Origin of the sequence: Sphingomonas sp. MM-1 (assembly GCF_000347675.2) — a bacterium.
GTDB lineage: Bacteria > Pseudomonadota > Alphaproteobacteria > Sphingomonadales > Sphingomonadaceae > Sphingomonas_E > Sphingomonas_E fennica.
This window is the reverse complement of record NC_020561.1, coordinates 2,263,646-2,289,952: the sequence shown is the minus strand read 5'-3', so window position 1 is coordinate 2,289,952 and position 26,307 is coordinate 2,263,646. Positions and strand designations below refer to the sequence as shown.

Sequence of the window (26,307 nt, the reverse complement as noted above, 5' to 3'; positions counted from 1 at the left end):
TCACGACATCTCGGATTGCGGAATTATTTCCGGGCGGCCGGCAGCCGGGTTCAATTTTGCACTGGGCCGGAGAAGAAATCGACGAGCGCGAACGGCGCACGCTCGCCGAGCAGGAGCGCCAGCATATCATGTCCATCCGCAGCCGCCGCCGCACCACGCGAAAACACCGCCGCTTCATAGACGGCGAGCGCGGTCTCGATGTCGCCGGGATTGGCGGCGATCGCCTGCCCCAGCTCCGCGCCGTCGAGCAACGCCAGATTCGCGCCTTCGCCGGCGGGCGGCGCCAGATGCGCGGCGTCACCCAGCAGCGTAACCCCGGGCACGCGATCCCACCGGTGGCCGGTCGGGAGCGCATATAGCGGGCGCGGAACCGGGGGCGCCTCGCCATCGGTGATCAGGGCCGTGAGCGCGGGCGCCCAGCCGCCAAACTCGGCCGCCACACGCGCCGTCGCGGCGGCGGCATCGCCGAAGTCGATGCCGGCGAACCACGCGGCGGGGCGGTTCAGCGCGACATAGGCGTGGAGAATGCCTCCCGGCTCGCGATGCGCGAAAATCCCCTGCCCCGGCGCGAGCGCGAACAGGGCGCCTCCGCCGGCAGCCTGCGCCGTTGCGGGGTGCCGCACGTCGACGTCGCGAAGATAGGTCTCGACGAAGGTCGTGCCGACATATTCCGGGACGGCGCTCGAAAGCAGCGGACGGACTTTCGACCAGGCGCCGTCGGCGCCGACCAGAAAGCCGGTGGTCACGGTCGACCCATCCGTAAAACCAAGTTCGTATCGGCCCTCGCCGAGCGCCGCGACACCGGCGAGCTTCTTGCCCCAGCGGATCGCCTCCGCGGGCAGCGATTCCACGAGGATGCGCCGCAGATCACCGCGCAGCACCTCGGGCCGCCCGCCCGTGCCATCGTCGGGCAGGTCGAGCAGCACCGCGCCCTGCCGATCCAGCACGCGCGCGGCCTCTCCCCCCGCATGAATGATGGCGCGGAACTCTTCCGTGAGGCCGGCCGCGGCGAGGGCGACCTGCCCGTCCTGCGCATGGATGTCGAGCAGGCCGCCCTGCGTGCGCGCCATCGCCGAAGGCTCCGCCTCGTAGATTATGGCGGGAATGCCGTGAACATGGAGGACGCGGGCGAGGACCAGACCGCCAAGGCCCGCGCCGATGATCGTCACGGGTGTCATCATCGCATTCTCCGGATTTGATTGGAACGTCGTTCCACAACGCCGTTGGAACGGCGTTCCAATCATGTCAAGGTGGCGTCATGGCCACCAGGACCGCACGGCGCACGGGCGCCCTCTCCAAGGAACGGATCGTCGAAGCCGCGATCGGGATCCTCGACACGGACGGCGAAGGCGCGCTGACCTTTCGCGCGCTTTCGGCTCGGCTCGCGACCGGCAGCGGAGCGATCTACTGGCACATCGCCGACAAGCAGGCGCTGGTCGCGGCGGCGACCGACCACATCATCGCCGGCATGATGGCCGGGTTGGCGACGCCTCGGGCGCCACAGGATGCGATCCGCGCCGTGGCTCTCGGCGTGTTCGATGCCCTCGACGCGCACCCCTGGATGGGGGCGCTGCTGTCCGGCGATCCATGGCAACGGGCGGTGCTTCGGATATTGGAAAGCGTCGGAAGGCAGGTTCAGGCGCTCGGCGTGCCCGATGACGCGCTGTTCAACGCAACCACCGCGCTCATGAACGCCATCCTGGGCATCGCCGCGCAGCATGCCGCCGCCGCCCGCCTGCCGCGCGACACCGAGCGCTCGGCCCACCTCACGGCCATGGCCGCGGAATGGGCCGAGCTCGATCCCGCCGAATATCCCTTCGTGCGGCAGCTGGCGGCGCACGTGCCCGGACACGACGACCGCGAACAGTTCCTGGCCGGCATCAATCTCGTCCTCACCGGCATCGAAAGCATCCGCGAGCGTTCGCCGCGATGATGGGCGCGAAGCTGCAGGCCTTAATCATGGGTGGCATTTGAAATAATCACCTTTCACCGGGAAAGGTTCATCCGCTTCTGCAGCTACGTAAAACGCATCCACAGGGCGAGGCGGCATGCGCAGGCTATCACGCTTTAACGTCAGGATACTCGCGCATCGCACGTGTTGGCACCTCCCGGCCAATCGATGACGCCGTCCAATCAATCGACGATGAGCATCCAAAAACCCGTCCTTGCGCAAGCCGCGGACGGTTGGCAGGTTCGCTTCGTGCTAACCGATTGCACTTGATGAAGGGAACGCCGATGCGTGTTTTGTCCTTCGCATTTATCTTGGCGCTGACCGGATCTTCCGCGCTCATCGCCAGCGAGGCTCTCGCCCGCAAAGCAACTGACAAGGCCAAGGCGCAATGCGCCGACTACGGCTTCAAGGACGGCACGGATGCCTTTGCCAATTGCGTGATGAAGCTTGTGGAGCGGCAAAAACGACAAAATCCGGATCGCGAAACGCTGCTGCGCCGATACCGGGATCTCAGCATGGCCCGTCGTGGCGACGATCGTTATCCGGTGTGCACGGCTGGGATGATGGACAATGATCTCGATATCGAAACGGGCAAATGGGTAGGACCAAATTGCCAGATGGCGCCGGAATAGCCTTTATGCGGCGAGCGGATTGCAAGGATGGTACACAACGGCCGGGCAGTGTCGTTCCGTAAGGCGATGATACCCAAGCCTTCAGCGCGTATCTGACACAGCCTTCTCCATCTCAATGCCGGCTTTGCTGCCGATTGATCATCCGGCATTGCGGTAGGCCGGCTCAGTCCGCAGTCCAGGCCGTCAGGTTCTCCTCTTGTCCGATCAACGCCAGGCCGTGGGCGATCGATGTCAGCTCGTCGCCGCCGGCGATCCGACCGTCTCCGAAACGGCGTTCGAACAACCGGCGAATTGCAGGGATCAGCGACGATCCGCCGGTGAGGAAGACCCGGTCTATCTCCGCCGACGATCTTTCCGCATGGGCGAGTGCACGATCGACGGTTGCCTCGATCCGGGCGACATCCTCCGCGATCCAGCTTTCGAATTCGGCGCGCGATACCTCGGCCTCGATCGACAGCCCGCCGCCGGAGAACAGGAACATGGCCCGGTCTTCGCTGGAAAGCGCGCGCTTGAGCCGTCCCACGGCGTCATAGAGCGGATAGCCGAGCTCATTGTCGATCAGCGCGATCATCCGGCCGATGGCGGCCGGATCGACCGCCGATTTCTGCAGCCGACGCAGTTCTTCCATCGTCCGGCGGTTGCGCATGAGCGCCAGCCGCGACCAGTCGGCAAAATCGGTGAAATATCCCCGCGGAATCTCGAGGATCTTGTCGAAGGATCGATAGGCCCCGCCCTTGCCGAGCATGGGCAGGACCAGGCGATCGACGATGCGATAATCGAACCGGTCGCCGGCAATGCCGATGCCGGCCGATCCCAGCGGCACGCAGCGCCTGCCGGCGCCGGGCTCGCCGACATGGACGACGGAGAAATCGCTCGTACCGCCGCCGAAATCCGCGACCAGAATGGTGGCGGGTTCGGTCAGCCGCGAAGCGTAGCTGAACGCCGCGCCAAGCGGCTCATGGACATAGTGGATGGACGTCCCGAAGGCCTCGAACATACGGTCATAGCGTTGTCGGGCAAGCTCGGGATCGGGGCGGCCCCCGGCATATTCAACCGGTCGTCCGACGATGATCCGCTCGGGCCTGTCGTCGAGCCGGCCTCCGGCATGGGCTATCAGCCGCTCGAGGAAGAGATGCCCGAGTTCCTCGAACCGGAAGCGCTTCTCGAATACCGAGGCATGTTCGAAGGAAGCGCTCGCCGCCACCGATTTGAACGACTGGATGAAGCGGCTGTCCTGGGGATATTCGAGATATTCGGCGATGGCCCATGGTCCTGCCTCATGGGCAAGTCCGCCCCGGACAGCTTCATCGTGCCAGAAGCACAGCGCAGATCGAAAGACGGCGCCGGTTGAATGCTCGCCCGTGAAGTCCACCAATTGCGACGCCCCTCCCTCGAGGGCGACAGCCGCGACACTGTTGGTCGTGCCGAAGTCGAGGCCGAGCGCGGGGCGTGACATCGAAGGGGATCTCCAAAAAGTGACGGGAAGCGGCGAGGGCCGGCGCCTATGGACCGACGCCCCCAACGTCGCAAGCGATCATTGAACCCGGTCGGGCGTTGATCGGGCTATGGTCTGGACGACATTCATTGCCGGTGGGCGATCGATCAGCGCCGCCCGGTTGGCGACAGGCTTCGGGAATGCGAACGGTCAACGGCGTCTGGCTCATGGCTGAAACTCCGGGTGGAAGAGCATCCGCCATGGCGCGCCTGCCGCGGCGCGGGCTTAATCGCCTCTCCGCCCCTGCGAGCCACGGTATTGCCGCATGGAGAACCCGGCCATGGAACGATCCGACGAGAATCAGGGCAACCAGGTCATGAGCCCCGTCTCCGCCACGGACGCGCCGCTCACAGAGCGCATCACCGCGCTGCTCGGTCGATCGGTCAGGCAGATGGCGCCGCTGGCCGGCGGCGACCTGTCATCGGCGTTCGCCATCCTGCTGGACGACGGGCGCCGGCTGGTGGCGAAGCCGACCCCGCAGGCGTGGGCCGAAGCAGCCATGCTGGGCGCCATCGGAATGACGGGCGCCCCCGCCCCGGCCATCGTCGCGATCCAATCCGATCTGATCGTCATGGATCGGCTCGAAAATGACGGCCGTCTTGCCGGACCCGCCTGGGCCGACCTCGCAACCGTTCTCCAACGCCTGCACGTCGCGACCGATCAGGCTTATGGCTGGCGCGAAGATCATGCCTTCGGGCCCCTGGCTATCGCAAATGATGCGCGATCCGACTGGCCCGCTTTCTGGGCCGACAACCGGATCCGATGTCATATCCCCTATATTGCCGCAGACCTCTCGCACCGTCTCGATACCCTGGCCGACCGGCTCGGCGAATATCTCCCACACGATCCGCCGCCAGCGCTGCTCCACGGCGATCTCTGGGGTGGGAACATACTCGTGTCGGCAGGCCGGATCACCGGCCTGATCGACCCTGCCTGCTATCATGGCGACCGCGAGGTCGATGTCGCCATGCTGACGCTGTTCGACCATCCGCCGCCGGCCTTCTGCGATGCGCTCGACCTGGCGCCCGGCTGGCAAGAGCGGCAGCCCGTCTATCGGCTCTGGCCTTTGCTGGTTCACCTGCGGCTTTTCGGCGAAGGCTATGCGCCTGCCGTAGCGCACGCGCTCGACCTGCTCGGCTGCTGACCCGGCCGGCGAACTTCCAAACCTGTCCCGTGGCAAGCCGTTGGGCGATCGAAGAGATGCGCCCTTCTATCTCGCCTTACGATCTTCCCTCTCCCGCCGGGCCCAAATCGGGAAAAGGCGCTCCCAAGCCGCCGGCGCTCAGCGCCCGCGGTCCAGCCGGATCGAATAAGGGAGCGAAGCCGTGCCGTTCGCCGCGATCGTTACCGGCAGCGCCCAGCCGCCGCGCCGGCGCTCGGTGCCGGGCGGGCGGTCGACAAGGTCGAAGGGCACGATGATCTCGGCCTGCACGGGCACGGCGCGGGCATTGGTGAATTCCGCCAGCCAATCCTGCCGCCGCCGTGTTTCGCGGACCTTGGTGAGCCGCCACTGGACATCCGGGCTCTCGCCGATGGGCAGCTCGACCTGCTCGTCCACGGCCAGATCGGCGAGATCGGTCTCGCCGACCAGCATCGGCTCGCCCGCCACCTCCTCGAAGATCGCGACGCCGCCCGCCGGCAGCGGCAGGCCCAGGCCCTTGGCCTTGCTGTTCCTGCCCCGGAGCAGGAAGGGCATCGGCCGGTAATCGCCCGATCCGCTATCCGCACCGGCCGAATAGACGCGATCGAAAGCCGCATCCGGCCGGTCGATCATCGCCACCTGCTTCTGCGCCTGGGCGGCGACCGTCACCCGTTCCGGCACCCGATAGAGCTTGAGATCGCCCAGTTCCTCCTGCTCGGCCATCATGGCAGCGGGCGCGGGCGCCACCGGAACCGCCATCGGCTCGTTCAAGATGCGCCGTTCGCGGCGCCGTGCCGTCACGACGATGTTGTCGGCATTCTCGAACATCATTTCCTCGCCCTCCCCCTCGGGCCAGGGCAGGCGGGTGAAGACGGAGCGGGGATGGGTGCTGGTGATATCCATCGGCCAGCATCGCAGCTTCAGCACGGCGCGGGACGGCACGGGCTGAGACGCGGCTTCTTCCTTGTTCGGCCGGCCGGCCACCACCTGCAGCCGCGCGTCGCGGAAGCTCTGGGCGCCGCCGTTGGCGATCGTCAGCCAGGCGAAAAGGCCCATCCTGCCATCGTCATCGGGGTTCATCCGCGCCACATAATTGGCCGACCAGTCGAAACCCTGCGCCAGATAGGTGAGCTGCACCGTCGCCGTCACCGGCCGGTCGCTGATCGCCACCACCGAAAGCGTCGGGCGGGGGGCGAGATCGGCCGGCACACCGGAATAGAGCATCCGTTCGGGAAGGCCCGAACAGCCAAGCGCCTCATAGCCTTCCGCCGTCTGGACGATCACGCCGCCATCGGGGCCGGCCTGGATGATCGCCTGCTGCTCCGTCACCCTGCCGGTTTCGCGGTTCGTTCGCCTCAACGTCACCCGGCGCTTCAGATAGGCATCGACCAGACCGGCCGGGCTAATCAGCCTTGCATCGCGATTCTTCTCGCGCACGCCCCTGGGCAGGCCGGTGACGATGGCGGTTTCCGGCAGCAATCCTTCCGCCACCCCTTCGAAGCGGATCACGCTTTCGCCGGCGGGGATGGCGATCGTCCGCGTCTCGCTGATCAGGGCGTAGCCGCCCGGCCAGCGGCGATCCATCGCTCCGCTGCCGCGATCGGGCGCGCGATAGAGGGTAACGGATATATCCGCCGCCTCGCGCGACGTGACGGTCGCCGCCGGCAGCGTGACGGGCCAGCCGGCCAGCAGCAAGGCGAGCAGCGCGGCGAGGCGCACGGCCGTCAATACCGCGTATCGAAGGTCGCGATCAGCTCGGTCGTCCCGTTGGCGGGGACGGGCACCTTCCATTCGATCCGGTCGGCCGAAACCCGGTTGCCCTCCAGGCTCTGCGCCGTGACCCGCGCATCGCCCCACAGGCCGTTCTGCGCCACGTCCACCGTCACCGGCTCGGGCCGGGCATTGGAAAGGATGTAGCGCATCCTCGTCTGCCAGCGCCGGCTGGAAAGGCGGGTGCGCTCCTCGACCACGGTCTTCACCTTCACGTCGAAGGCCTCGCCGGTGCGGATCGAAAGGGATGATCCCATCGGCGTATGATCGATCCGGCTTTCGCCGATGAACTGGGGATCGCCGCGCTGATCGCGCATATAGACGCGGATCGTGCCCGCGGGCAGCTGATCGCCAAGCCCGCCCTGGCGGGAGGTGGAGAATTTGATCGCGGTCGCGGCGCTGCGCGGCGTATCATTGCTGCCGAGCCAGCCGTTCACGAACTCATAGGCCTTGCGCGCCGGCGCGCCCTTCACGTCGAGGAAGCTCACCTGCTTCTGCTGCGCCTGGGCGATCGTCGTCCGTTCGGCCAGCGGATAGAGATAATAATCCCCCAGCCGCTCGCGCTGGCCGCTCTCGGTGCCGGCCGCCTCCAGGGTGGAGGTGAGCGCGCCCAGGCGGTTGCGCCCGCCGCCGACATTGCCGGCGACCAGCAGCGTCCGGGCATTGGCGTAAGTGGTTCCGCTATTGTTGGTCAGCGTCACCCAGCCCTGCATGTCGGCCGCGCCGGTCTTCTCGTCGAACAGCATCACATAGTCGCTGGTCCAGCCCAAGCCGGGGGTGAGGTAGGACAGCCGCGTCGCCACCGGCCCCGCCTTCGCCGCGTCGATCGTCACCGACAAGGTCGGCCGCGCGCGCAGATTATCGGGCACCTTGTCGAACACCACGCGCACCGGCAGGCCATCGTCGCGCAGCACCTCGATCCGCTCGCCGATCTGGAGCACGATGCCGCCATTGGCCGCGAGCACCCGCGCCTGCTCGCGGGTTTCCGCGCCCGTCGCCGGGTTGGTGCGGACGATGGTGATCGTCTGCCCCACCGCCTTTTCCATCAGCTTGTCGGGCGAAAGCAGATCATAATCGAAATTCTGCTCGACGATGGCGATGCCGGCTCCCGAAAGGCTCGCGGTTTCCGGCCGGATCTGGGCGGAGACATCGGGGAATTCCTGGTGGCTGCGGCCGGCCGGCACCGTCAGCGTGCGGGCATCCTGCACCAGCGCGATGTCGTTGTTGTAAATGGTGACGGCCACGTCTCCCTGGGCGGTCTGCGCCGGCGCCGGCACGGCGACGAACAGCAACGGCATCACCACCGGCAAGCAACGCATCGGCATTCCCCCCAAAGAATTGCGCCGGATACTGCCCGGATAAGCAGTGGATGGGAAGCGTCACCGCTTCGGCGCGTCCCCCACCGGACCGGCCAAAGGCCCGAGCCGGACGATCCGCACCTCCGGCCCGCCGCTCCGCCCCGGGGCGGGACGAAACATCGCCACCGTCGTGCCGCCATCGAGGAAGCGCCGGTAGGTGGCCAGCTCCGCGCGGTAGCGATCGGGCTCGCGCTGGTAGCGATCGAGGTGGGAGATGATCGCATAATCGCCCCAGCAGGCGGCGATCCGGGCCGGATCGATCGTGCCGAGATCGAGGATCGAGCGGCCGTTGCGCCAGCGTTCGACATCCGCATAGCGGACCTGGCCGGCCAGCACCTTGTTGCCGTCGATGCAGCCGACATCGCCGCCGGGGAAGAGGAAGCTCCACCCATCGCCCAGCATGTCGAAGGCGAGATGTTCCAGCACGATGCGGTCGCTGCGCGGGATATGCGCGCGCGCCCAGGCGGCGGCCTGCGTGCGGGTGTCGTTGATCCGCTCCGCCGCCTCGGCGCGCGCCGCCGCCAGCATCGGCAGGGCCAGCGCCGCCGCCAGCAGCAGCTGCACGGCGACTGCGCCGCGCCGCCCCAGCCCCGGCGCAAGCCGATCCGCAACGGCGACGATCGCCACCGCCGCGAACAGGGAGAGGAAGGGCAGCAGCGGCAGGATCCAGCGCGCCCAGATCAGCGATTCCCCGCTGATCGCCAGCAGGAAGACGAGGAAGGCGGGGATGATGGTGGCGAGCGCCACCGGCCGCCGCGCCGCCACGCCGATGCCGATCGCGGCCAGCGCCAGCCCGGCGATGCCGATCGCCTCGCGCATCGGCCCCGCCACATACCAGCCGAGGTTGAAGAGCAACCCGCCGCCGGTGGCGCCCAGATGCTGGGGCCGCGCCTCGCGCCCCAGATTGGCCAGCACCGTCTGGTGATCGATCAGGATATAGGGCGAGACGATCAGCAGCGCCGCCAGCGAGGCCGCAAGGCCGATGGCGAGGCGCCCCGCCGCCTGCCGCGCGTTCGCGGGATCGGATCGCATGCGCAGCAGCGCCGCGCCGACGAGGCAGGCGATGATCGTCGCGGCCGGCCATTTGGTCGCCGTGCCCAGCCCCACCCAGAGGCCCGCCCACAGATAATCGCCGAGCCGCCCGTGCCGGGCGACCCCGATCGAGGCGAGCGCGCAGGCCAGCATGAACAAGGTCGCCTGGATATCGGTGCGGATCACCTGCGACCATTGGACATGCAGCGGATCGACCGCCAGCAGCAGCGCCGCCAGCAGGCCGGCGCGATCGCCGAACAGCCGCCGGCCGATCAGGAAGGTGAGCCAGACGCAGCCCACCCCGCACAGCGCGATGAACAGCCGGCCCGGCAGCACCACGATCGAGGGATCGGTGTAGATGGCGGTCGCGAAGGCATGGGTATCGGCCAGCCGCCCGGTCAGGCTGCCGGCCGCGAACACCAGCATGTCGATGATCGCCAGCGCATAGATGGTGGTGGTGCCGGGATGGCCGAACCAGCCGGGGTTGAGCGTCTGATCGCGGAGCAGCTTGAGCGCGCTCACCACGAACAGCGGCTCGTCCGGATCGTAGAGCGCGGGCAGGCCGAAGCCCAGGCCGTGGAGCCTGAGCGCCAGCGCCAGCAGCAGGATCAGGAAAAGGAGGATGCCGGCCGGGGAAAAGCGGGCGCGCCTGATCCTCATGCCGCCATGGTTCCGGCGGCCGGCGCGCCTGCCGCGGAACCATGGCCCGCCCGCCTGCGATATTCGGCGATCTGCGCCAGCGTCACGGCGCGGGGATTATGCCCGTCGTCGACCGCGCGATGCCATTCGACGATCCAGTCGATCGCGTCCTCCAGCGCCAGCGCCGGCCGCCAGCCGAGCGCCGCGCGCGCCTTGGAGCAATCGAGCCGCAGCAGCCCCGCCTCGTGCGGGCGGGCGCCGGAAAAGGGCATGGCGGCGGACGCGCCGTCGCCCCAGGCGGCCTTCATCCGGTCGACGATCCAGGATACCGGCCGGGCATCGTCATCGGCCGGGCCGAAATTCCAGGCGTCGGCAAAGCGCGCCTCGCCCGCCAGCAGCCGTTCGGCGATCATCAGATATCCGCCCAGCGCCTCCAGCACATGCTGCCAGGGCCGGACCGCTTCGGGCGACCGGATCACCGGCGCCGCCCCCTGCCGGAAGGCGCGGACCAGATCGGGGACCAGCCGGTCCTCCGCCCAGTCCCCGCCGCCGATCACGTTGCCGGCGCGCACCGATGCCACCGCCGGCCCGCCTTCGGAGAAGAAGGAATTGCGATAGGCCGAAACCACCAGCTCCGCGCAGCCCTTGCTGCTGCTGTAAGGGTCGTGCCCGCCCATCGGGTCGCTCTCGCGATAGGGCCACACCCATTCGCGATTCTCATAGCATTTGTCGCTGGTGACGCAGACGATCCCCGCCACCCCTTCGGCCTGCCGCGCCGCTTCCAGCACATGCACCGTGCCCATCACGTTGGTGGCATATGTTTCCACCGGCTCGCGATAGGATAGGCGGACCAGCGGCTGCGCGGCGAGGTGGAAGATCATCTCCGGCCGCGCCTCCGCCACCACCCGGCGCACCGCCGCCGGATCGCGCACGTCGCCTTCCACATGGCGGATCAGCCCGGCCAGCTGGGCGGCTTCGAACAGGCTGGGATCGGTGGGCGCGGGCAGGGCGAAGCCCGTCACCTCCGCGCCCAGCGCGTGCAGCCACAGGGCCAGCCAGCTCCCCTTGAAGCCGCTATGCCCCGTCACCAGCACGCGCCGGCCGGCCCAGGGATTGCCGGCGCCCGGATTTCCCTCGCTCACCAGCATTTCCACGGCGCCTCGCCGCTCTGCCAGAGCGATTCCAGATATTGCTTGTCGCGCAGCGTATCCATCGGCTGCCAGAAGCCGTCATGGCGATAGGCGACAAGCTCGCCCGCATTGGCCAGCCGTTCCAGCGGCTCGGCCTCCCAGGTCGTATCCGGTCCGTCGATCAGGTCCAGCACCGAAGGATCGGCGACGAAGAAGCCGCCGTTGATCTGCCCGCCGTCGCCGGCCGGCTTCTCGCGGAAGCTGGTGACGCGATCGCCCTCGAACTCCAGCGCGCCGAACCGGCCCGGCGGGGCGACCGAGGTGATCGTCGCCCGCCGGCCATGGGCGCGGTGGAAGCGCACCAGATCGGCCACGTCGATGCTGGCGACGCCGTCGCCATAGGTGAAGCAGAAGGGCTCGCCCGGTTCGAGATAGGGCTTGATCGCCTTCAGCCGCCCGCCCGTCATCGCCGTGGCGCCGGTTTCGACCAGCGTGATCCGCCACGGCTCGCTGCGCGCCTGGTGGATTTCCAGGTCGTTGCGGTTGAGGTCGATCGTCACGTCCGCCGTGTGGAGGAAGTAGTTGGCGAAGAATTCCTTGATCAGATAGCCCTTGTAGCCGAGGCAGATCACGAAATCGTTGAGGCCCGCGGCCGAATAGATCTTCATGATGTGCCACAGGATCGGCATGCCGCCGATCTCCACCATCGGCTTCGGGCGCACGGCGGTTTCCTCGCCCAGGCGGCTGCCCAGGCCGCCCGCCAGTATCACGGTTCGCATCGTATCTCCTGCGACCTTGGTTGTTCGGGATTGTCGGCCGGCCGGAAGGTGATCCGGCTGTGCCAGAAATAGGATCCGGCGATCACCGCCAGGGTGAAGCCGGTCTGCGCCGCCGCCGGGCGGATGCCGGCCAGCTCGACCAGCAGCGGCAGCATCGCCCAGTTGGCCGCGTAGCTGATGGCGTAGAAGGAGGCGAAGGCCGCAAGCTCGCGCACGATGCCCGGTCCGCGCGTGCGGAACACGCCGAACTTGTGGGTGGCGAAGGCGAACAGCAGGCAGGTGATCTGCGCCAGCCCGAGCGCCGCCAGATAATGCACGCGGAACCACGGGCTCGCCCACAGCAGCATGGGGTAGAAAGCCAGCCCCAGCAGCGTGTTGACCGCGCCCGCCACCAGGAAGCGCAGCGGCCGGCCGCCGCGCCTGCCGATGGCGGCGATCCTGGATGCCGCCCGCGACGGCGATCGATCGGTCACGGCGCTCACGCTTCCTCGATCAGGTCGATCAGCATATTCTCCCGCAGCACCTCGCGCGGGAGGAAGGGGGAAAGATCCTCGAGCGCGGGCGAGGTGATCCGCCCGTCGGGATGCTGCTTCGCGCCCAGCTTGGGGGCGAAGGACACATGCTCGTCCAGCATGATCTCGCACAGCACCGGGCCGTCCGCCGCCAGCGCGTCCGCGATCGTCGCGGCCAGATCGTCATGGCTCGCCGCGCGGAAATAGGCGAAGCCGAAGGCGTGGGCGACCTTGCCGAAATCGGGGAAGGTGACGTTGCTCTTGGGTCCGCCGCCCACCTCGACGCCGTTGAAGAAGTTGCGGTGCGTCTGGAAGATCGAGACATAGCCGCTGTTGTTGAGCAGGAAGACCTTCACCGGCAGGCCGTAACCCGCGATCGTCTGCATCTCCTGCAGGTTCATCATGATGCTGCCGTCGCCCGCCAGGCAGATCACCCGCTGCCGGCTGCCGGTGGCGGCGCACACGCCGATCGCGGCCGGCAGGTCATATCCCATCGTCGCGCAGCCGGAATTGGTCCACAGCCGCTGTCCGCGCTTCAGCGCCGCCACCTGGAAGCTGACGACGCAGGCGCTGCCATTGCCGGTGACGACGATGTCGTCCTCGTCCAGCGCCGCGAACAGCTCGTCCATCGCGACATAGGGATGGACCAGCGCATTATCGCGATATTCGGGCAGCACGGTGGGGAAGCGCGGCCCCCGACCGCGCGCCCAGCCCAGCCACAGGCGGTGCGCGTCCGTCGGCCCGGCATAAGGCGCGGCCAGCATCGCCGGGATCAGATCGGCAAGGTCCGCCACCACCGGCATGTCGGGCGTCACCGTCGGCTTGCGCAGCTCGACCGGATCGATATCCACCCACACCTTGTAGGCGGCGCGCGCGAAGGTCTTCCAATTGTAGCTCACCTGCCGGATGTTCAGCCGGCTGCCCAGCACCAGCAGGAAATCCGCGCTCTGCGTCACCATGTTGCCGGCGCGGTCGCCCACGGTGCCGGGCCGCCCGGCATAAAGCGGGTGATCGTTCCACAGCACGTCATGCGCGTTCCAGCCCGTCACCACCGGCACGCCCAGCTTCTCGATCAGGCGGATGAAATCGCCGTGCGCGCCGCTCAGCCGCACGCCGCTGCCGGCGAACACCACCGGCCGCTCGGCCGCCTGCAGTCTTTCGAGGATCGCGGCCGCCGCCGCGTCGAGGTCGGTCCGCTTCCACGGCTCGTCCAGCTCGGCGGGGTCGAATCCGGGCAGCAGATCGTCCGGGTCGATCCGCGCCGCCTGCACGTCCAGCGGGATATCCAGCCAGCACGGCCCCGGCCGGCCGCTGGTGGCGAGGTAGATCGCCTTTTCCAGATGGTAGCGGATCGACCGGGGATCGGTGACCATCGTCGCATATTTGGTGATGGGGCGGACGATTTCCTCGATGTCCAGCTCCTGATCGCCATATTGGCGCAGCGGCAGGCCGGTGGAGCGCACCGTCGTCTCGGTCTTCACCTGGCCGGAAATCACCAGCATGCCGACCGAATCGACGAAGGCGCCATAGACGCCGGTGATGGCGTTGGTGCCGCCCGGCCCCGACGTCACGTTCACCACCGCCAGCCGGTTGGTGAGGCGGTAATAGGCCTCCGCCGCCATCGCCAGCGCCTGCTCATGATGGGTGAAGGTGCATTGCAGGCCGGCATGGGTGCCCAGCGAATGGTTGAGGTGCATCGCCCCGCCCCCGGTGAGCATGAAGACATGCCCGATGCCGTGGCGGACAAGCTCGCCGGCCACCCAGTCCGATAATTTCATGGTCGTCATTGCTGCCATCCGTTCCAGATCGCCGTGCGGCGGATCGCTTCATCGAGGTCGACGGTCGCGCGGAGGCCGAGGTCGCGGGCGATGCGCGCGGTCGAGGGCACGTAGCGGCCGGGATTCCAGCCGGGATCGGGCTGGCCGAGGATATCGACCCCGGCCCCGCCAAGGATGCGGTGGACACGGTGCGCCAGCTCGGCGATCGACACCGCTTCCTCCGATCCGACATTGTAGGTGGCGCCGCTTTCGCCGCGGATCAGCAGGGTCCACAGCCAGATGGCGAGATCGGCGGCGTAGAGATAGGATCGCACCGCCGTGCCCGCGCCCTCCACCACCACGGTTTCGCCGCGCAGGGCATCGCGGATGAAGTTGCCCGCCGCGAAATGGATGTCGAGCGAGAGCAGCGGCCCCAGCAGCGCGAAGATCCTGGCATTGACCATGTCGAGGCCGAACTGGCGGGCATGGATGGCGCAGAGCATCTCCGCCGCGCGCTTGCCCTCGCCATAGGCCGACATCGGATCGAGGCAGTCGGGGCCGCCGCGCCAGCCTTCCTCGACATGGGTCATGTCCCACGGCTGCGCGCCATAGACCGCGCCGGAACTCAGCATCAGGAAGCGTTCGACCGCACGGTCCCGCGCCATGTCCAGCGCGCGGCGGGTGCCTTCGACGATGGTGTCGAACATGCGGCGCGGATCGCGCCTGTTCAGCGCGGCGCTCGCATCGGTCGCGGCATGGACGATATGGGTGAAGCCCCCGTCCGGCACCGCGAAATCGCAGACATCGCCGGCCATCAGGCGGAAGCCGGGATGGCCGGCGATGTGCGGCACACGCGCGGCGAAGCCCGCCGGGTCGCGGCTCAGCAGCACCACCTCCACGCCCAGCCCCAGCCGCAGATCGGCATCGCGCAGCGCTTCCAGCATCCAGCGGCCGATGAAGCCGGTGCCCCCGGTCATGAAGATGCGCTTGCCGGCCAGGCGCGGCCAGATCGGCGCCAGCGCCGCGAACATGGCGTCGAGATCGTCGGCGAAGCGCCAGCCGCCACGGGATCGGGCCAAAGCGGTCATCGCGCCACCGCCGGCCGGGCAGGCCATGTCCGGGGCCCGATCGCGATCATCGGGCGATGGCCGCGATGCGCGCGGGCGATCAGCCACAGGCTGTCCGCCGCCAGCGCCCACAGGATCAGCAGGATCAGCCCCGGTCGCGCGAACTGGCCGACCGAAAGGCCGAACAGGCCCGTCACCGGCCGGCCGCCCAGCCAGCTTTTCGATGCGATCTCGGGGAAGGGCGAAAGGATCCAGTCGGCCGATATCGAAAGCAGATAGGCGGCGACGATCGCCACGATCGGCCCCGGCCGCCGCCAGGGTTCGAGGAAGACGAGGAAGATCAGGAAGGCCTGGGTGTAGCCGCCTGGCGACTGGCTGACGAGCGACATGGCCATCAGCAGCGCCGCGATCCGCTGCGTCGAAAGCGCGCGGGGCTGGAGCCACGCGCCCGCGAGGCAGAGCAGCCCCGCCGCCTGGCTCGCGCGGATCAGGATCGGCACGGCCCACAGGATCGTCTCCACCGTGCGCGAGGGGATATGGTCCAGTATCGGGATCGGCGTGGTGCGGATCGGCAGCAGCGTCACATAGCTGGTCGAATAATAGATTTGTTCCCACACCTGCCCGCCCACGAAGGTGACGACCCAGTTGCGCATATTGTCGACGATCTCGATCGGGCTGCCCGCGCCGACGAAGGCATAGGTCAGGAGATAGACCAGCAGCGTCGCGATCCCGGCCAGCTCCAGCGAACGCCAGCGCCGCTTGAAGGCCAGCGCCAGCACCGGCAGCAGCAGATAGGGCTTGAAGTTGATCGTCAGCGCCGCCGCCAGCCCGCGCCATGCCTTCGACCGCACGATATCGCCATGGGCGATGACGAAGCAGGCTATGCAGGGCAGGATCAGGTTGCCGCGTTCCAGCGCGAACAGCATCGGCAGGCCGATCGCGAAGGCGATGATCCGCATCGGCGCGGTCGCCCGGTCGGCGCGGCGGAAGGCGATCCAGGCGAGCGCGACGCCCAGCGCGTAGGATGCGAGGATCGCAGCCTTGCCGAACCAGTCGCAGTCGCGCGCCTGAAAGGGCGAATCCAGATAGCAGCCGGGCAGGCTGAACAGCTTCAGGAACAGGAAGGACAAGGGCGGATAGACCGTCCGCCACACATCATAGGCGCCCGGATTGTTCGCCCAATATGCGGTGTTGAACCAGTCCATGAAGGTGTCGTTGGTGTCGATGATGAAGGGCTGCGGCAGATAGCCGTTCCGGTGGAACGACCAGAGGAGCCAGCCGAAGCTCGCCGCCACGGCCAGCATCAGCGCCCGTTCGGCGAAGAGGCCCGCCGCGCGGCCGGCCCGCCGCCCGCCGCTCATGCCTCCTCCGTCCCGAACTGGCGGCGATCCACCGGCGCGCGCCGCCCGGCGGGAAAGTTCAGCCGCGCTTCCTCGATCACCAGCGGCACGTTGCGCGTGCGCTCCGATATCATCCGCACCTGCTCGCCGATCAGCCCCAGGAACAGCAGCAGCACGGCGAACATGCCCGCCTGCGCGGCGAGGAACAGCAGCGCCCAGCCGGGCCCGTCCGCCAGATGCGCCGCCAGCGCGCCGCCGAGCAGCAGCGCCGTCGCGAGGCCCGCATAGATCGATCCCTTGATCGGCCAGCGCAGCAGCGACTTGGACGATCCGGCGATGCCGGAAATCGCGAAGTCGGCGAGGGTGCGCAAATTGTTCTTGGTCTCGCCCGCCGCGCGCTCGGGCCGGTTGAAGGGGACGATGGCGATGCGGAAGCCGCCTTCCACCACCATGCCGCGAAAGAAGGGCTCGGGCTCGTTCCAGGTCGCCAGCGCATCCACCACGTCGCGGCTGAACAGGCCGAAGCCGGTGGCGCCGGGGATCACTGGATAATCGGCGAAGCGGCCCAGAAAGCCGTAGCCCGCCGCCCGGATGAAGCGGGTGAGCGGGGAAGCGCGTTCGGACCGGCGCTGGCCCAGCACCACCTCGGCCCCGCCGCGCCACAGGCGCATGAACTCGCCGATCATGGCCGGCGGGTCCTGGAAATCGGCGCACATGCCGATCACCGCGCGGCCGGTGGCCTGATAGATCGCATGGGTGGGCGATCGCATCTGGCCGTAATTGCGGTTGTTGAAGATCGCCCGCGTGGCGCCGTCCTCGGCGCAGATCTGCCGCAGCAGCGCGCGGGTATGATCGGTCGACTTGTTGTCGATGAAGATGATCTCGTGCGATCGCGCATGGCGTTCGGCCTCGGCCTTCACCGCCGCGTGGATCGCGCGGACATTCTCCTCCTCGTTGAAGCAGGGAATGACGATCGAAAGCTCGGGCACGGCCTCGTTTTCCGGGCCGGGCCAGAGCGGCGCCCCCACCGCCGCCGTCATGGCGTCACATCCCCGCCGGCGGGCGCCCCGCGGAACAGCGCGATCCCCGTCGCCGGTGCATAGACCTCGGTGAACAGGGCCAGCAGCAGCAGCGCCGCCAGCAGCGCCACCGCCGGGATATTATAATGCCGCCCGGCATCGAGATGCGGCCGCTCGAGGAGCTGGACGTCGGCGGCGCTTTCCGCCGTCAGCTCGTCCACCGCCACCTGTTCCGACAGGCGGGAATAGGCCTCGTAGAGCGCCTGGGCGAAGCGATAGTCGCGATAGAGGTTCAGATATTCTGCCGAAACCTCGGCCAGCCCGGCGACGTTCGGCCCGCCCGCCCCTTCGGCCGGCTGCGCGCTGCGCGCGATCTGGGCGCGGAGCGCCGCGATTTCGGACTGGAGCGCCTTGAGCTGCACATTCTCCGCGCCCGCGAAGCGCTGCACCGTCTGGAGCTGCACCAGCTTCGCCTGCAGCCGCGCCTCCAGGTCTGCGCGCAGCATGAGGGCGGAGCCGAACTGCGCCTCGGGCTCGGCCAGCCGGTTGCGGCGGCGGAATTCGTTGAGCGCGGCCTCGGCCCTGGAAAGCCGGCGCACCGCCTGGCCGAAGCGTTCGTCCACCACCTTGCGCTTGGCGACGATCCGTTCGCGGCCGAGCGTGCCGATGCGGTCGCTGATCGCGGAGACATAAGCGAAGGTCAGCGCCTTCGCCTCGGCGGCGTCATGCGTGCGCGTCTCGACCTCGATCACTCCGCCCGGCAGCGAATGGACGTCCACCTTGCGGGCGAGCGCGATCCGCGCCTTGTCCACCGTCGCGTAGCGGCCCGACGGGCCGACCAGCCTGAGCCGGTCGATCACGTCGACCATCACATTCTCGCTACGGCCGACGACAAGATAGACGTCGATCGGGGTGCGCGCGCCGCCCAGCAGATTGGCGAAGCCGGACATCTGCCCGCCCAGCGCGTTCAGCATCGCGCTGACGCCGGAGCCGCCATTGTCCTGCGGCAGGATCTTGGCGCGCGCGACATGCGGCTGGGGCCACAGGCAGAGAAGGGCGAGCAGCAGCGCCGCCACCGCATAGACGCGGCGGCGCATCCGGCCGTCATGCACCGCCCGGACGACAGCCGCCCGCCCCTGATCGATCGCGCTCATTCGGCGAGCACCTTCACCGTTGCCGCAGCGGCGACGCCGCCGAACAGCGTGCTGGTGATATCGCGCAGCCGCGCCCAGAATTCGCCGCGCCCCGCGGCAACCGGCACGTAGATCAGATCGCCCGGCAGCGCCCGCGCATTGGCAAGCCCGCCCTGGAACAGGCCGCGCCCGGAAGCGAGGACGGAGCCGTTGGCGCGCACCACGAAGATGGCGGACTTGTCGCCCATCTTGCTGACGCCGCCGGCATTCTTCAGATAATCGCCGATCGTGCGGTTGGGCGTATATTTGAACGAGGCGGAGCTTGGCACCGCGCCGAACACGCCCACCGTCACCGGCTGCGGCGGCACGTAGATGGTGTCGTTATTCTCCAGCACCAGCTCGCCCGGCAGCGACCGCGCGTCCGGCCCGATATCGAGCACCAGCCGCCCGTCCGGCTCGCGCGAGCGGAACTGGGCGACGACCGACTGCACCGCCTGCAGATAGGCCGGCTGCAACTGCTCGGCCCGGTTCGCCGAGATGAGGGGCTGGGTGGTGAGCTGCAGCTCCAGATCCTTGAGCGCGCGGTTGAAGCTTTGCCGCTGCTGCTGGCGCACGCTTTCGCGGGTGACGATGGTGGCATAAGGGAAGGCCTTGCCCGTCATTCCGCCGGCGCGGCCGATCACGTCCTCCAGGCTGACGCCGGGCTGGAAATAATAGCGGCCGGGCCGGGCGACCTCGCCGCTCACCGTCACCAGCACCGGCTGCTGGTCGAGCGGGCGGGCGATGCCGACGCCGGAAAGCACGCGCACGATCTCGCCGCGCCTGGCGATGCGCGCCTGCGCCTGGGCGGGGGTCAATTCCTCCCAGCCGCCGGTTTCGGGCGCCAGCGGATTGAGCACCATCAGCCGGCCATTGTCCGCGACCGTGTTGGCCCCACCCGAATAGAGCAGCACATCGGCGAGCGAATCCTTCGGCCCCGCCTCGAAGATCGCCTCATGGTTGACGCTGCCGACCACGGCCACCTGTGCGCCCACCGGCGCGATATAGATGACGTCGCCATTCTGGAGCACGGCGTCGCCGCTCTTGTCGCCCCTCAGCAGCAGATCATAGAGGTCGAAATCGGAAACCAGCCGGCCGCCGCGACGAAGCTGGATGGAACGGAAGCTGCCGCCGGCAGACGGGCCGCCCGCCGCCAGCACCGCGTTCACCAGCGTCGAAAGGCTGCTGACCGTGTAGGAGCCGGGCGTGGCCGCGAAGCCGGTGACATAGACGGTGATGCCGTGCAGCCGGCCGATCGCCACGCTGATCTGGAAATCGCGGTAGAAGCGGGAAAGCTGGCGCGACAGCAGCGCCTGCACGTCGCCATAGCGCACGCCGGCCAGGTCCACCGCGCCGGCGCGCGGCAGGAACACGCGGCCTTCGGGATCGACGACCAGGCGCAATTCATCCGCCTGCACCGATCCGGCGAGGCCGATCACCAGCTCGTCGCCGGGGTTCAGGCGGTAATCGGGCGGCACCGTGGTGGTGGGCGGCGCGGTGAAATCGCGCGCGGCGGGCACCAGCAGATCGGCGCCGAAGCGGCGGAGCGGCTTGTCCACCACCGAGGAGACGTAGCGTTCGAACTCGCTGAGCGCCGGCCGCCCCGCCGCCGCCAGCGAACGATCGCGGAGCGCCTCCGCCGATGCTTCGTCCCGCGCGGCCTTGCCGGCCGATCCGTTGCCGTCGGCATCGCCCGCCGGGCGCCTGCCCTCGATCTGCACGGGCTGGAAGGCCGCCGCGCCGTCGTCCGCGCCGATCCCCACCTGCGATGCCGCCGCCGCCGCGCTCACGCCGCGCGCGCCGGAGGCGGCGGCCGGGCCGCCGAAAGGCGATGAAGCGGCCCCCGCATCGGCGACGGCGGGCGGCAGGAACTGCGCCTGGGCGATCGCCGGCAGGCACAGCATCAGCGCCGCCGAGCAGCGCAGCGCACGGCGCGCGATGCCGGCGCGCCGGCCGGGAAACGGAAGCGTCATCTCGGGTGTCACAGGTCCATCGATCTCTTGCGGGAGGGGCGGGCCATCGCGATCAGGCGACGGCAAGGGCGGGCACGGCTTCCAGCTCCGCCTCGTCGAACAGCGCGGCGCGCGCATCCTCCCACAAAGCGGGCGATGCGGTCGCCAGCAGCCCCGCCTTGCCGTCGTCGATGCGATAGTCGCCGCCGTCCCAGCGGGCGACGCGGCCGCCCGCCTCCATGAGCAGCAGCGCCCCGGCGGCGTGATCCCACGGCAAGGTCCGCTGGAACATCGCCACGTCGTTCTGCATCAGGCAGAGCCGGGGATAATGTTCGGCGGCGCAGCGCGGGATCGGCACGCGATCGAACATCCCGTCCGCCCGCCGGTGGAAATCATCGCGCAGGTCGGGCGTCATGAACTGGGTCGCCAGCGCAGCGATCGGGCGGCGGCGGCGTGCCGGCCAGGTGCGAAGCGGGCGGCCGCCGATGAAGGCGCCGCCGCCCCGGACCGCATGGCACATCCGGTCCGCCACCGGATCGTAGAGCCAGCCGGCCTCGACCACGCCGTCCACGGCCAGCGCGATGATCATGCCGAAGGGCTGGCGCCCGGCGGCGAAATTGGCGGTGCCGTCCAGCGGGTCGACCAGCCACACCGCGCCCCGGCCGAGATCGCGGAGCAGTGCGGGATCGGCGGCGCAGGCTTCCTCGCCCACGATCTGCACCCCGCCGTCCAGCGCGGCAAGCCCGGCGGCAAGCCGCTCCTCCGCCTCGCGATCGGCGACGGTCACGATTTCGCCCGGCGATTTCTCGGCGATCTCGCCGGATGCGAGATTGCGGAATCGCGGCAGGATCACGGCTCCGGCGACGGAGCGCATCAGGCCCGAAACGGCGGAATCCAGCTGTCGATAGTCACGCATGGATTGCGATCCCCTTGTCGCGGAACGTGCCGCGCGGATGGTGTGATGCGGGGGCGGAGCGGCATCGGACGCTCCGCCGCGATGCCCGGTCAGGCGGCGTGCGGAACCGCCTGCCGCGGCGCCGGCATGCGCGCTTCCAGCATGGCGATGCGCGCCAGATCCTCGCGGGCGATCGCATCGTAATAATCATGCTTGTTCTTCAGCCAGCCGAGCTCGAACGCCACCGCCTGCATGATGCCCTCGGCGATCGCCGCATCCTCGATCGCGGCGCCGTCGAACACGATCTTGCGCGTTTCGAACCGGTCCAGCCGCACCCGCCGGATCTCGCGCAGCGCAGGGATCGCCTCCACCGCCACCGATCCGCCGACGACCAGTTCCAGATCATTGTCGCGGCAGGCATGGGCGGCCTCGATCACCGCGGCGGTGATCGACGGATCGTTGATCGCGCCGCGCGGCAGGCCCCGCGAAAGCGCGAAATCGACGCGGCCGAACACCATGCCGTCCACGCCGCTACGCGCCACCGGCAGGATCGCCGGCAGGTTGCGCAGGGTCGTCTCGGTCTCCAGGTTGAACAGGAAACTGGTCCGCTGTTCCTGGGCCCCGTGCGTCTTGTTCTTGGCGTCGACGAACTTGGAAAGCGCGTAAGGCGTCTCGACCATCGGCGCGATCACATAGTCGACACCATAGATCTTCGAAGCAAGAAGATCGGAAACCGCCTCGCAGCCGCCGATCTTCAGCGCCACCTTCACGCCGGCGCGCTGGGCGATCTCCAGCAGGCGATGAAACTCGTCCGGGCGGGTGCCCTCGGCCTCGAATTCGGCCTTCACGGCAACCACGCCATGATGGTCCCGCCCGCGTTTCAGATTGTCCAGAAGCTCAAGCTCAGACCGGTTCATACGCCCCTCACTCATAGGTCTCGGGCGCCGCGACGAAGGCTTCGTCCGCAGCGATCGGGACGGCGGCAAGCCGCTCCATGCCCGACATCCGCTTGACGGAGCCGATGCGGGGCGGCCCGGCCTGCCCGGCCCCTCACAGCGATGAAACGTGCGATTTTGCAGTTGAAGCGAATTTAGTGCTTTATTCAGCCAATGCTTGCATCTGCCCAATATTTAAGCAGGCAGGCTCGGGCCTTTTCATGGAAAGTCGGGACGGATATTCATATCGCATGCCCCCCTTCCCCTCACCGCGCCGCAAACAACATATCGCCGCCCTGGCAATATTTTGCATTACTTCGCCGGGAATGGCGGCGGTGGCGCGCGGCAATCCCGCCAGCCCCGATTCGGCGACGCTGCCGATCGGGGGCGATGCGCGGTTCCGCGAACGGATGCTCGGCTGGCAGCCCTCGCCCCCGCCGGCCGGCGGTGGGGAGGATCGCGCGGCGGCGGCGGCGGTTATGCCGGTCGAACATCCGCGGCTCACCTCGCGCTTCGGCCCCCGCCTCGATCCGCTGCGCGGCACGGCGGCGGCGCATGCCGGCGTCGACATGGCGACCGCCGCGGGCTCCCCGGTCCGCGCCACCGCCGACGGCCGCGTCGATCGCGCGATCCGGGCCGGCGGCTACGGCAATCTGGTGGCGATCGATCATGGCGGCGGCGTGCAATCCCGCTACGCCCACCTCTCGCGCCTGCTGGTAAGGCCGGACGAGGCGGTGCGGCGCGGCCAGATCATCGCGCTCGCGGGATCGACCGGCCGTTCGACCGGCAGCCATCTCCATTATGAGGTGCGGATAAACGGCCGCCCGGTCGATCCGATGCGCGATCCGGGGCCGCATGGCCCCGGCGCCTTCGCCCCGGCGACATCGGAACCGCCGCACCTGTCCGCCTTCGCCCGCGCCCAGGCCGGCGTGGCGGCCAGATAGGCGGGCGGGCCTTCAGGCCGCTTCGGCGGCGATCCGGCGCAGCGCCTGCTCGAACGCCTCGGGCGGCTGTCCGCCCGATATCAGGTAGCGATCGTCGATGATCACCGCCGGCACCGCGCTGATGCCGCGCGATCGCCAGAGCTGCTCGGCCTGGCGCACCTCCTCGGCATAGCGGCCGGTGGCGAGCACCGCGCGCGCCGATGTGCCGTCGAGCCCGGCCTTCTCCGCCGCCGCGACCAGCACGTCATGGTCGGACGGGTCCTTGCCGTCGGTGAAATAGGCCTCGAACAAGGCATGCTTCAGCGCCGCCTGCCGGCCTTCCGCCTCCGCCCAGTGGAGCAGGCGGTGCGCGTCGAACGTGTTGTAGATGCGGCTGCGCCCGCCCGCCATGGTGAAGCCCAACTCCGCCGCCCGCGCGCGGATCGCCTCGCGATTGGCCTCGAGCTGCTCGATCGAGGAGCCATATTTGCGCGCGAGGTGATCGGCGATGTCCTCGCCCTCGGGCACCATATCGGGGTTGAGCTCAAACGGCTGGAAGGTGATGCGCGCGTCCACCACATCGTCCGCCCGCCTGAGCGCCTCCTCCAGCCCGCGCAGGCCGATCACGCACCAGGGGCAGGAAACGTCGGAGACAAAATCGATCTTCATCGGCCGGGCCATTGCAATTCCTTTCGATCCGCTGCCCCCGATATGAGGCGTCCGGGGCCGATTGCCAGCCCGCCTTTTCCTTGGGGGCCTATCCCTTGCAGCGTCCATAGCCCGGCCCGCGCACCACCCGGCCGGGCGTGGCGCCGCTATGCTCGCCATCCTTGAGCACCTGCACGCCGTTCACGAACACGTCGCGCATGCCCGTGGCGTAGACCTGCGGATCGGCGAAGGTCGCATGGTCGGCGATCCGGGCGGGATCGAACACCACGACATCGGCGAAATATCCGGGCTTCAGCATGCCGCGATCGGCGATCTTCAGGTTGCCGGCCGGCAGCGCGGTGAGCCTGCGGATCGCATCCGCCAGCGGCACCCGCCCCTCGTCGCGCACATATCTGCCGAGCAGGCGGGCGAAATTGCCGTAGGCGCGCGGATGCGTGCCCGATTTCAGGAATACGCCCTCGGGCGCCTGCGACGAGGCATCCGATCCGAAGCTCATCCACGGCAGCGCCACCTGCTTCGCGACATTGGCCTCGTCCATCAGGAAATAGACGGTGCCGACCCGGCTGCCATCCTCGATCACCAGATCCATCGCGGTTTCCGCCGGGCTCCTGCCGCGCATCTTCGCCACTTCGGCCAGCGTCTTGCCGGTCAAGGGCTTCAGCGCCTCGTTCCTGAAGCCGACGAGCAGCATGCCCTCCGGCCCGGCGCCGGCGAAGAAATTCTCCCAGCCCTTGCCCGGCGCCGCCATCTCGGTCGCGACGCGGGCGCGGATCGCGGGGTCCTTCAGCCGCTCGATCCACGCCTCCAGCCCGCCCGCCTGCACCCAGGTCGGCATCGCCGCGTCGAGGCCGGTGGCGCCGGCGGGATAGGTATACATGTCGGCGGTGATCCGGAGCCCTTCGGCCCGCGCCGCCTCGATCCGGGCGATCGCGGCGTCATATTTATCCCAATTGTCGCGGCCAGCCATCTTGAGATGATAGATTTCGGCCGCCGCGCCCGATCGCCGCGCGATCTCGATGAGCTCGTCGATCGCCTCGATCAGCCGGTCCCCTTCCGATCGCATGTGGGAGATATACATGCCGCCGCATTGCGCCGCGGCCGTGGTGATCGCGATCAGCTCGGGCGTCTCGGCATAGGTGCCGGGCGCGTAGATCAGCGAGCTGCCGACGCCCATGGCCCCTTCGTCCATGGCCTGCCGCACCAGCGCCTTCATCCGATCGAGCTGTTCGGGCGTCGGATCGACATCGCCCTCGCCCAGTTCGTGCACGCGCACCGTCTCCGCGCCGACGAAGCTCGCCACATTGGTGGAAACGCCCTTCTTCTCGAGCATGTCGAGATATTCGCCGAGCGTGGTCCAGCCCATCGGGTATCGGATGTCGCCCTGCCGCTTGAGCGCATCGGCCTTCATCGCCGGGCTGAGCGGCCCCATCGAGCTGCCCTCGCCCATCACCTCCAGCGTCACGCCCTGGCGGATGTCGCTCTGGCTGCGGCCGTCGGCGATCAGCGATTCCGTCGCCCAGCTCAGCATGTTGATGAAGCCCGGCGCCACCGCCATCCCGCGCGCGTCGATCTCCCGCCGGCCGCGTCCCTCCACCCGGCCCACGGCCGCCAGCTTGTCGCCCCTGATGGCGACATCGCCCACTTGGCCCGCGGCGCCGCTGCCATCGTAGAGCGTGCCGTTGCGGATCACGACGTCATAGGTTTCCGCCCCGGCCGCCGGCTGGAGCCCGATGACGGCGAGGGTGGCGGCGACGAACGGCAGCAGGCGGTTCATGCGCATCGATCGGGCGGCCTTTCTTCCTGTTTCCATCGGCATAAGCCGGCCTCGCTCCGGCGTCATCCACCGATGGGCGGGAGGATGTTTTTTCCTTCGGACGGCGGAACCATTCCATCGGCGATGAGTTTGTGCCGCGCAATCCGATCCAAAACGGACTCGACGGGACGCCAGAAATAGCCGGAACCGGCAATAATATAACTGGTTGATTCGAAAGCTACCGTATCATAGCTTTATTGATCGAAGGGGCCGAGTCCCTATCGTCGACGCATAGGGCAATATAGGTCCACCGATCACGCAACAGGGAGTGCGTGCCATGCGGGACGGCGTCTTTTCCTGCACGGGTTCCTATTTGAACATCCGTA

22 protein-coding genes are annotated in these 26,307 nt (G+C 68.5%); 4 read left to right on the top strand and 18 right to left on the bottom strand.

Features of this window, described 5'->3' with window-relative positions; genetic code table 11:
- Positions 1-50 precede the first annotated feature (50 nt).
- Entirely contained in the window at positions 51-1,178 is a 1,128-nt protein-coding gene (locus tag G432_RS11020; protein ID WP_236626906.1) for an FAD-dependent oxidoreductase, read from the bottom strand.
- A gap of 80 nt (positions 1,179-1,258) precedes the next feature.
- Here G432_RS11020 and G432_RS11015 point away from each other — a divergent pair, with 80 nt between their 5' ends.
- Both G432_RS11015 and G432_RS11010 read left to right on the top strand, forming a co-directional pair.
- Positions 1,259-1,933: a TetR/AcrR family transcriptional regulator gene (locus G432_RS11015; protein WP_015458901.1), complete on the top strand. Its 675-nt coding sequence runs from the start codon at positions 1,259-1,261 to the stop codon at positions 1,931-1,933.
- 302 nt (positions 1,934-2,235) lie between these two features.
- Positions 2,236-2,583 carry a hypothetical protein gene (locus G432_RS11010; RefSeq protein WP_144062031.1) on the top strand — a complete coding sequence of 116 codons (348 nt, stop codon included), beginning with the start codon at positions 2,236-2,238 and terminating at the stop codon, positions 2,581-2,583.
- Positions 2,584-2,746: 163 nt separating this feature from the next.
- On the opposite strand, the gene G432_RS11005 is transcribed toward G432_RS11010, so the two are convergent.
- Positions 2,747-4,039 carry an Hsp70 family protein gene (locus G432_RS11005; RefSeq protein WP_015458899.1) on the bottom strand — a complete coding sequence of 431 codons (1,293 nt, stop codon included), beginning with the start codon at positions 4,037-4,039 and terminating at the stop codon, positions 2,747-2,749.
- A 319-nt stretch (positions 4,040-4,358) separates the two neighbouring features.
- Here G432_RS11005 and G432_RS11000 point away from each other — a divergent pair, with 319 nt between their 5' ends.
- Complete coding sequence (locus G432_RS11000; protein WP_015458898.1) at positions 4,359-5,222, top strand: fructosamine kinase family protein; 864 nt, start codon at positions 4,359-4,361, stop codon at positions 5,220-5,222.
- 138 nt (positions 5,223-5,360) lie between these two features.
- Here the strand turns inward: G432_RS11000 and G432_RS10995 are convergent, their stop codons facing one another.
- From G432_RS10995 to G432_RS10930, 14 genes are all read right to left on the bottom strand, one after another.
- The gene (locus G432_RS10995) at positions 5,361-6,947 is read right to left on the bottom strand and encodes a DUF4139 domain-containing protein (RefSeq protein WP_015458897.1); all 1,587 of its coding nucleotides are present in this window, start codon (positions 6,945-6,947) and stop codon (positions 5,361-5,363) included.
- Complete coding sequence (locus tag G432_RS10990) at positions 6,944-8,308, bottom strand: DUF4139 domain-containing protein (protein WP_015458896.1); 1,365 nt, start codon at positions 8,306-8,308, stop codon at positions 6,944-6,946. The genes G432_RS10995 and G432_RS10990 overlap by 4 nt, the downstream gene beginning before the upstream one ends.
- Positions 8,309-8,368: 60 nt before the next feature.
- A complete protein-coding gene (locus tag G432_RS10985; protein ID WP_015458895.1) occupies positions 8,369-10,039 on the bottom strand; it encodes an ArnT family glycosyltransferase in 1,671 nt (556 codons plus the stop codon).
- Positions 10,036-11,166 (bottom strand): CDP-glucose 4,6-dehydratase, encoded by a 1,131-nt coding sequence (gene rfbG / locus G432_RS10980; protein WP_015458894.1) that lies wholly within the window; start codon positions 11,164-11,166, stop codon positions 10,036-10,038. The genes G432_RS10985 and rfbG overlap by 4 nt, the downstream gene beginning before the upstream one ends.
- Positions 11,157-11,927, bottom strand: a complete 771-nt coding sequence (gene rfbF, locus G432_RS10975) for a glucose-1-phosphate cytidylyltransferase (protein ID WP_041864885.1) — start codon at positions 11,925-11,927, stop codon at positions 11,157-11,159. Before rfbF ends, rfbG begins: the two co-directional genes overlap by 10 nt.
- Positions 11,915-12,409: a GtrA family protein gene (locus G432_RS10970; RefSeq protein ID WP_015458892.1), complete on the bottom strand. Its 495-nt coding sequence runs from the start codon at positions 12,407-12,409 to the stop codon at positions 11,915-11,917. The genes rfbF and G432_RS10970 overlap by 13 nt, the downstream gene beginning before the upstream one ends.
- Complete coding sequence (locus tag G432_RS10965) at positions 12,406-14,226, bottom strand: thiamine pyrophosphate-binding protein (protein WP_015458891.1); 1,821 nt, start codon at positions 14,224-14,226, stop codon at positions 12,406-12,408. The genes G432_RS10970 and G432_RS10965 overlap by 4 nt, the downstream gene beginning before the upstream one ends.
- Positions 14,223-15,284 carry an NAD-dependent epimerase/dehydratase family protein gene (locus G432_RS10960; protein ID WP_051128830.1) on the bottom strand — a complete coding sequence of 354 codons (1,062 nt, stop codon included), beginning with the start codon at positions 15,282-15,284 and terminating at the stop codon, positions 14,223-14,225. Before G432_RS10960 ends, G432_RS10965 begins: the two co-directional genes overlap by 4 nt.
- Entirely contained in the window at positions 15,281-16,624 is a 1,344-nt protein-coding gene (locus G432_RS10955) for a glycosyltransferase 87 family protein (protein ID WP_015458889.1), read from the bottom strand. The genes G432_RS10960 and G432_RS10955 overlap by 4 nt, the downstream gene beginning before the upstream one ends.
- A complete protein-coding gene (locus G432_RS10950) occupies positions 16,621-17,643 on the bottom strand; it encodes a glycosyltransferase family 2 protein (RefSeq protein WP_015458888.1) in 1,023 nt (340 codons plus the stop codon). The genes G432_RS10955 and G432_RS10950 overlap by 4 nt, the downstream gene beginning before the upstream one ends.
- Complete coding sequence (locus G432_RS10945) at positions 17,640-18,776, bottom strand: hypothetical protein (RefSeq protein ID WP_015458887.1); 1,137 nt, start codon at positions 18,774-18,776, stop codon at positions 17,640-17,642. The genes G432_RS10950 and G432_RS10945 overlap by 4 nt, the downstream gene beginning before the upstream one ends.
- Positions 18,773-20,767 carry a polysaccharide biosynthesis/export family protein gene (locus G432_RS10940; RefSeq protein WP_015458886.1) on the bottom strand — a complete coding sequence of 665 codons (1,995 nt, stop codon included), beginning with the start codon at positions 20,765-20,767 and terminating at the stop codon, positions 18,773-18,775. Before G432_RS10940 ends, G432_RS10945 begins: the two co-directional genes overlap by 4 nt.
- Positions 20,768-20,819: 52 nt before the next feature.
- The gene (locus G432_RS10935) at positions 20,820-21,662 is read right to left on the bottom strand and encodes an inositol monophosphatase family protein (RefSeq protein WP_015458885.1); all 843 of its coding nucleotides are present in this window, start codon (positions 21,660-21,662) and stop codon (positions 20,820-20,822) included.
- Between the two features lie 89 nt (positions 21,663-21,751).
- On the bottom strand, positions 21,752-22,558 hold the full coding sequence (locus G432_RS10930; RefSeq protein ID WP_015458884.1) for an aldolase/citrate lyase family protein: 807 nt from the start codon (positions 22,556-22,558) through the stop codon (positions 21,752-21,754).
- A 353-nt stretch (positions 22,559-22,911) separates the two neighbouring features.
- Here G432_RS10930 and G432_RS10925 point away from each other — a divergent pair, with 353 nt between their 5' ends.
- Positions 22,912-23,520, top strand: a complete 609-nt coding sequence (locus tag G432_RS10925) for a M23 family metallopeptidase (protein WP_236626762.1) — start codon at positions 22,912-22,914, stop codon at positions 23,518-23,520.
- Positions 23,521-23,532: 12 nt separating this feature from the next.
- Here G432_RS10925 and G432_RS10920 read toward each other — a convergent pair whose 3' ends face one another.
- Both G432_RS10920 and G432_RS10915 read right to left on the bottom strand, forming a co-directional pair.
- Positions 23,533-24,180 (bottom strand): DsbA family oxidoreductase, encoded by a 648-nt coding sequence (locus G432_RS10920; protein WP_015458882.1) that lies wholly within the window; start codon positions 24,178-24,180, stop codon positions 23,533-23,535.
- A gap of 76 nt (positions 24,181-24,256) precedes the next feature.
- Positions 24,257-25,948 (bottom strand): N-acyl-D-amino-acid deacylase family protein, encoded by a 1,692-nt coding sequence (locus G432_RS10915; RefSeq protein WP_236626761.1) that lies wholly within the window; start codon positions 25,946-25,948, stop codon positions 24,257-24,259.
- Between the last annotated feature and the right edge of the window lie 359 nt (positions 25,949-26,307).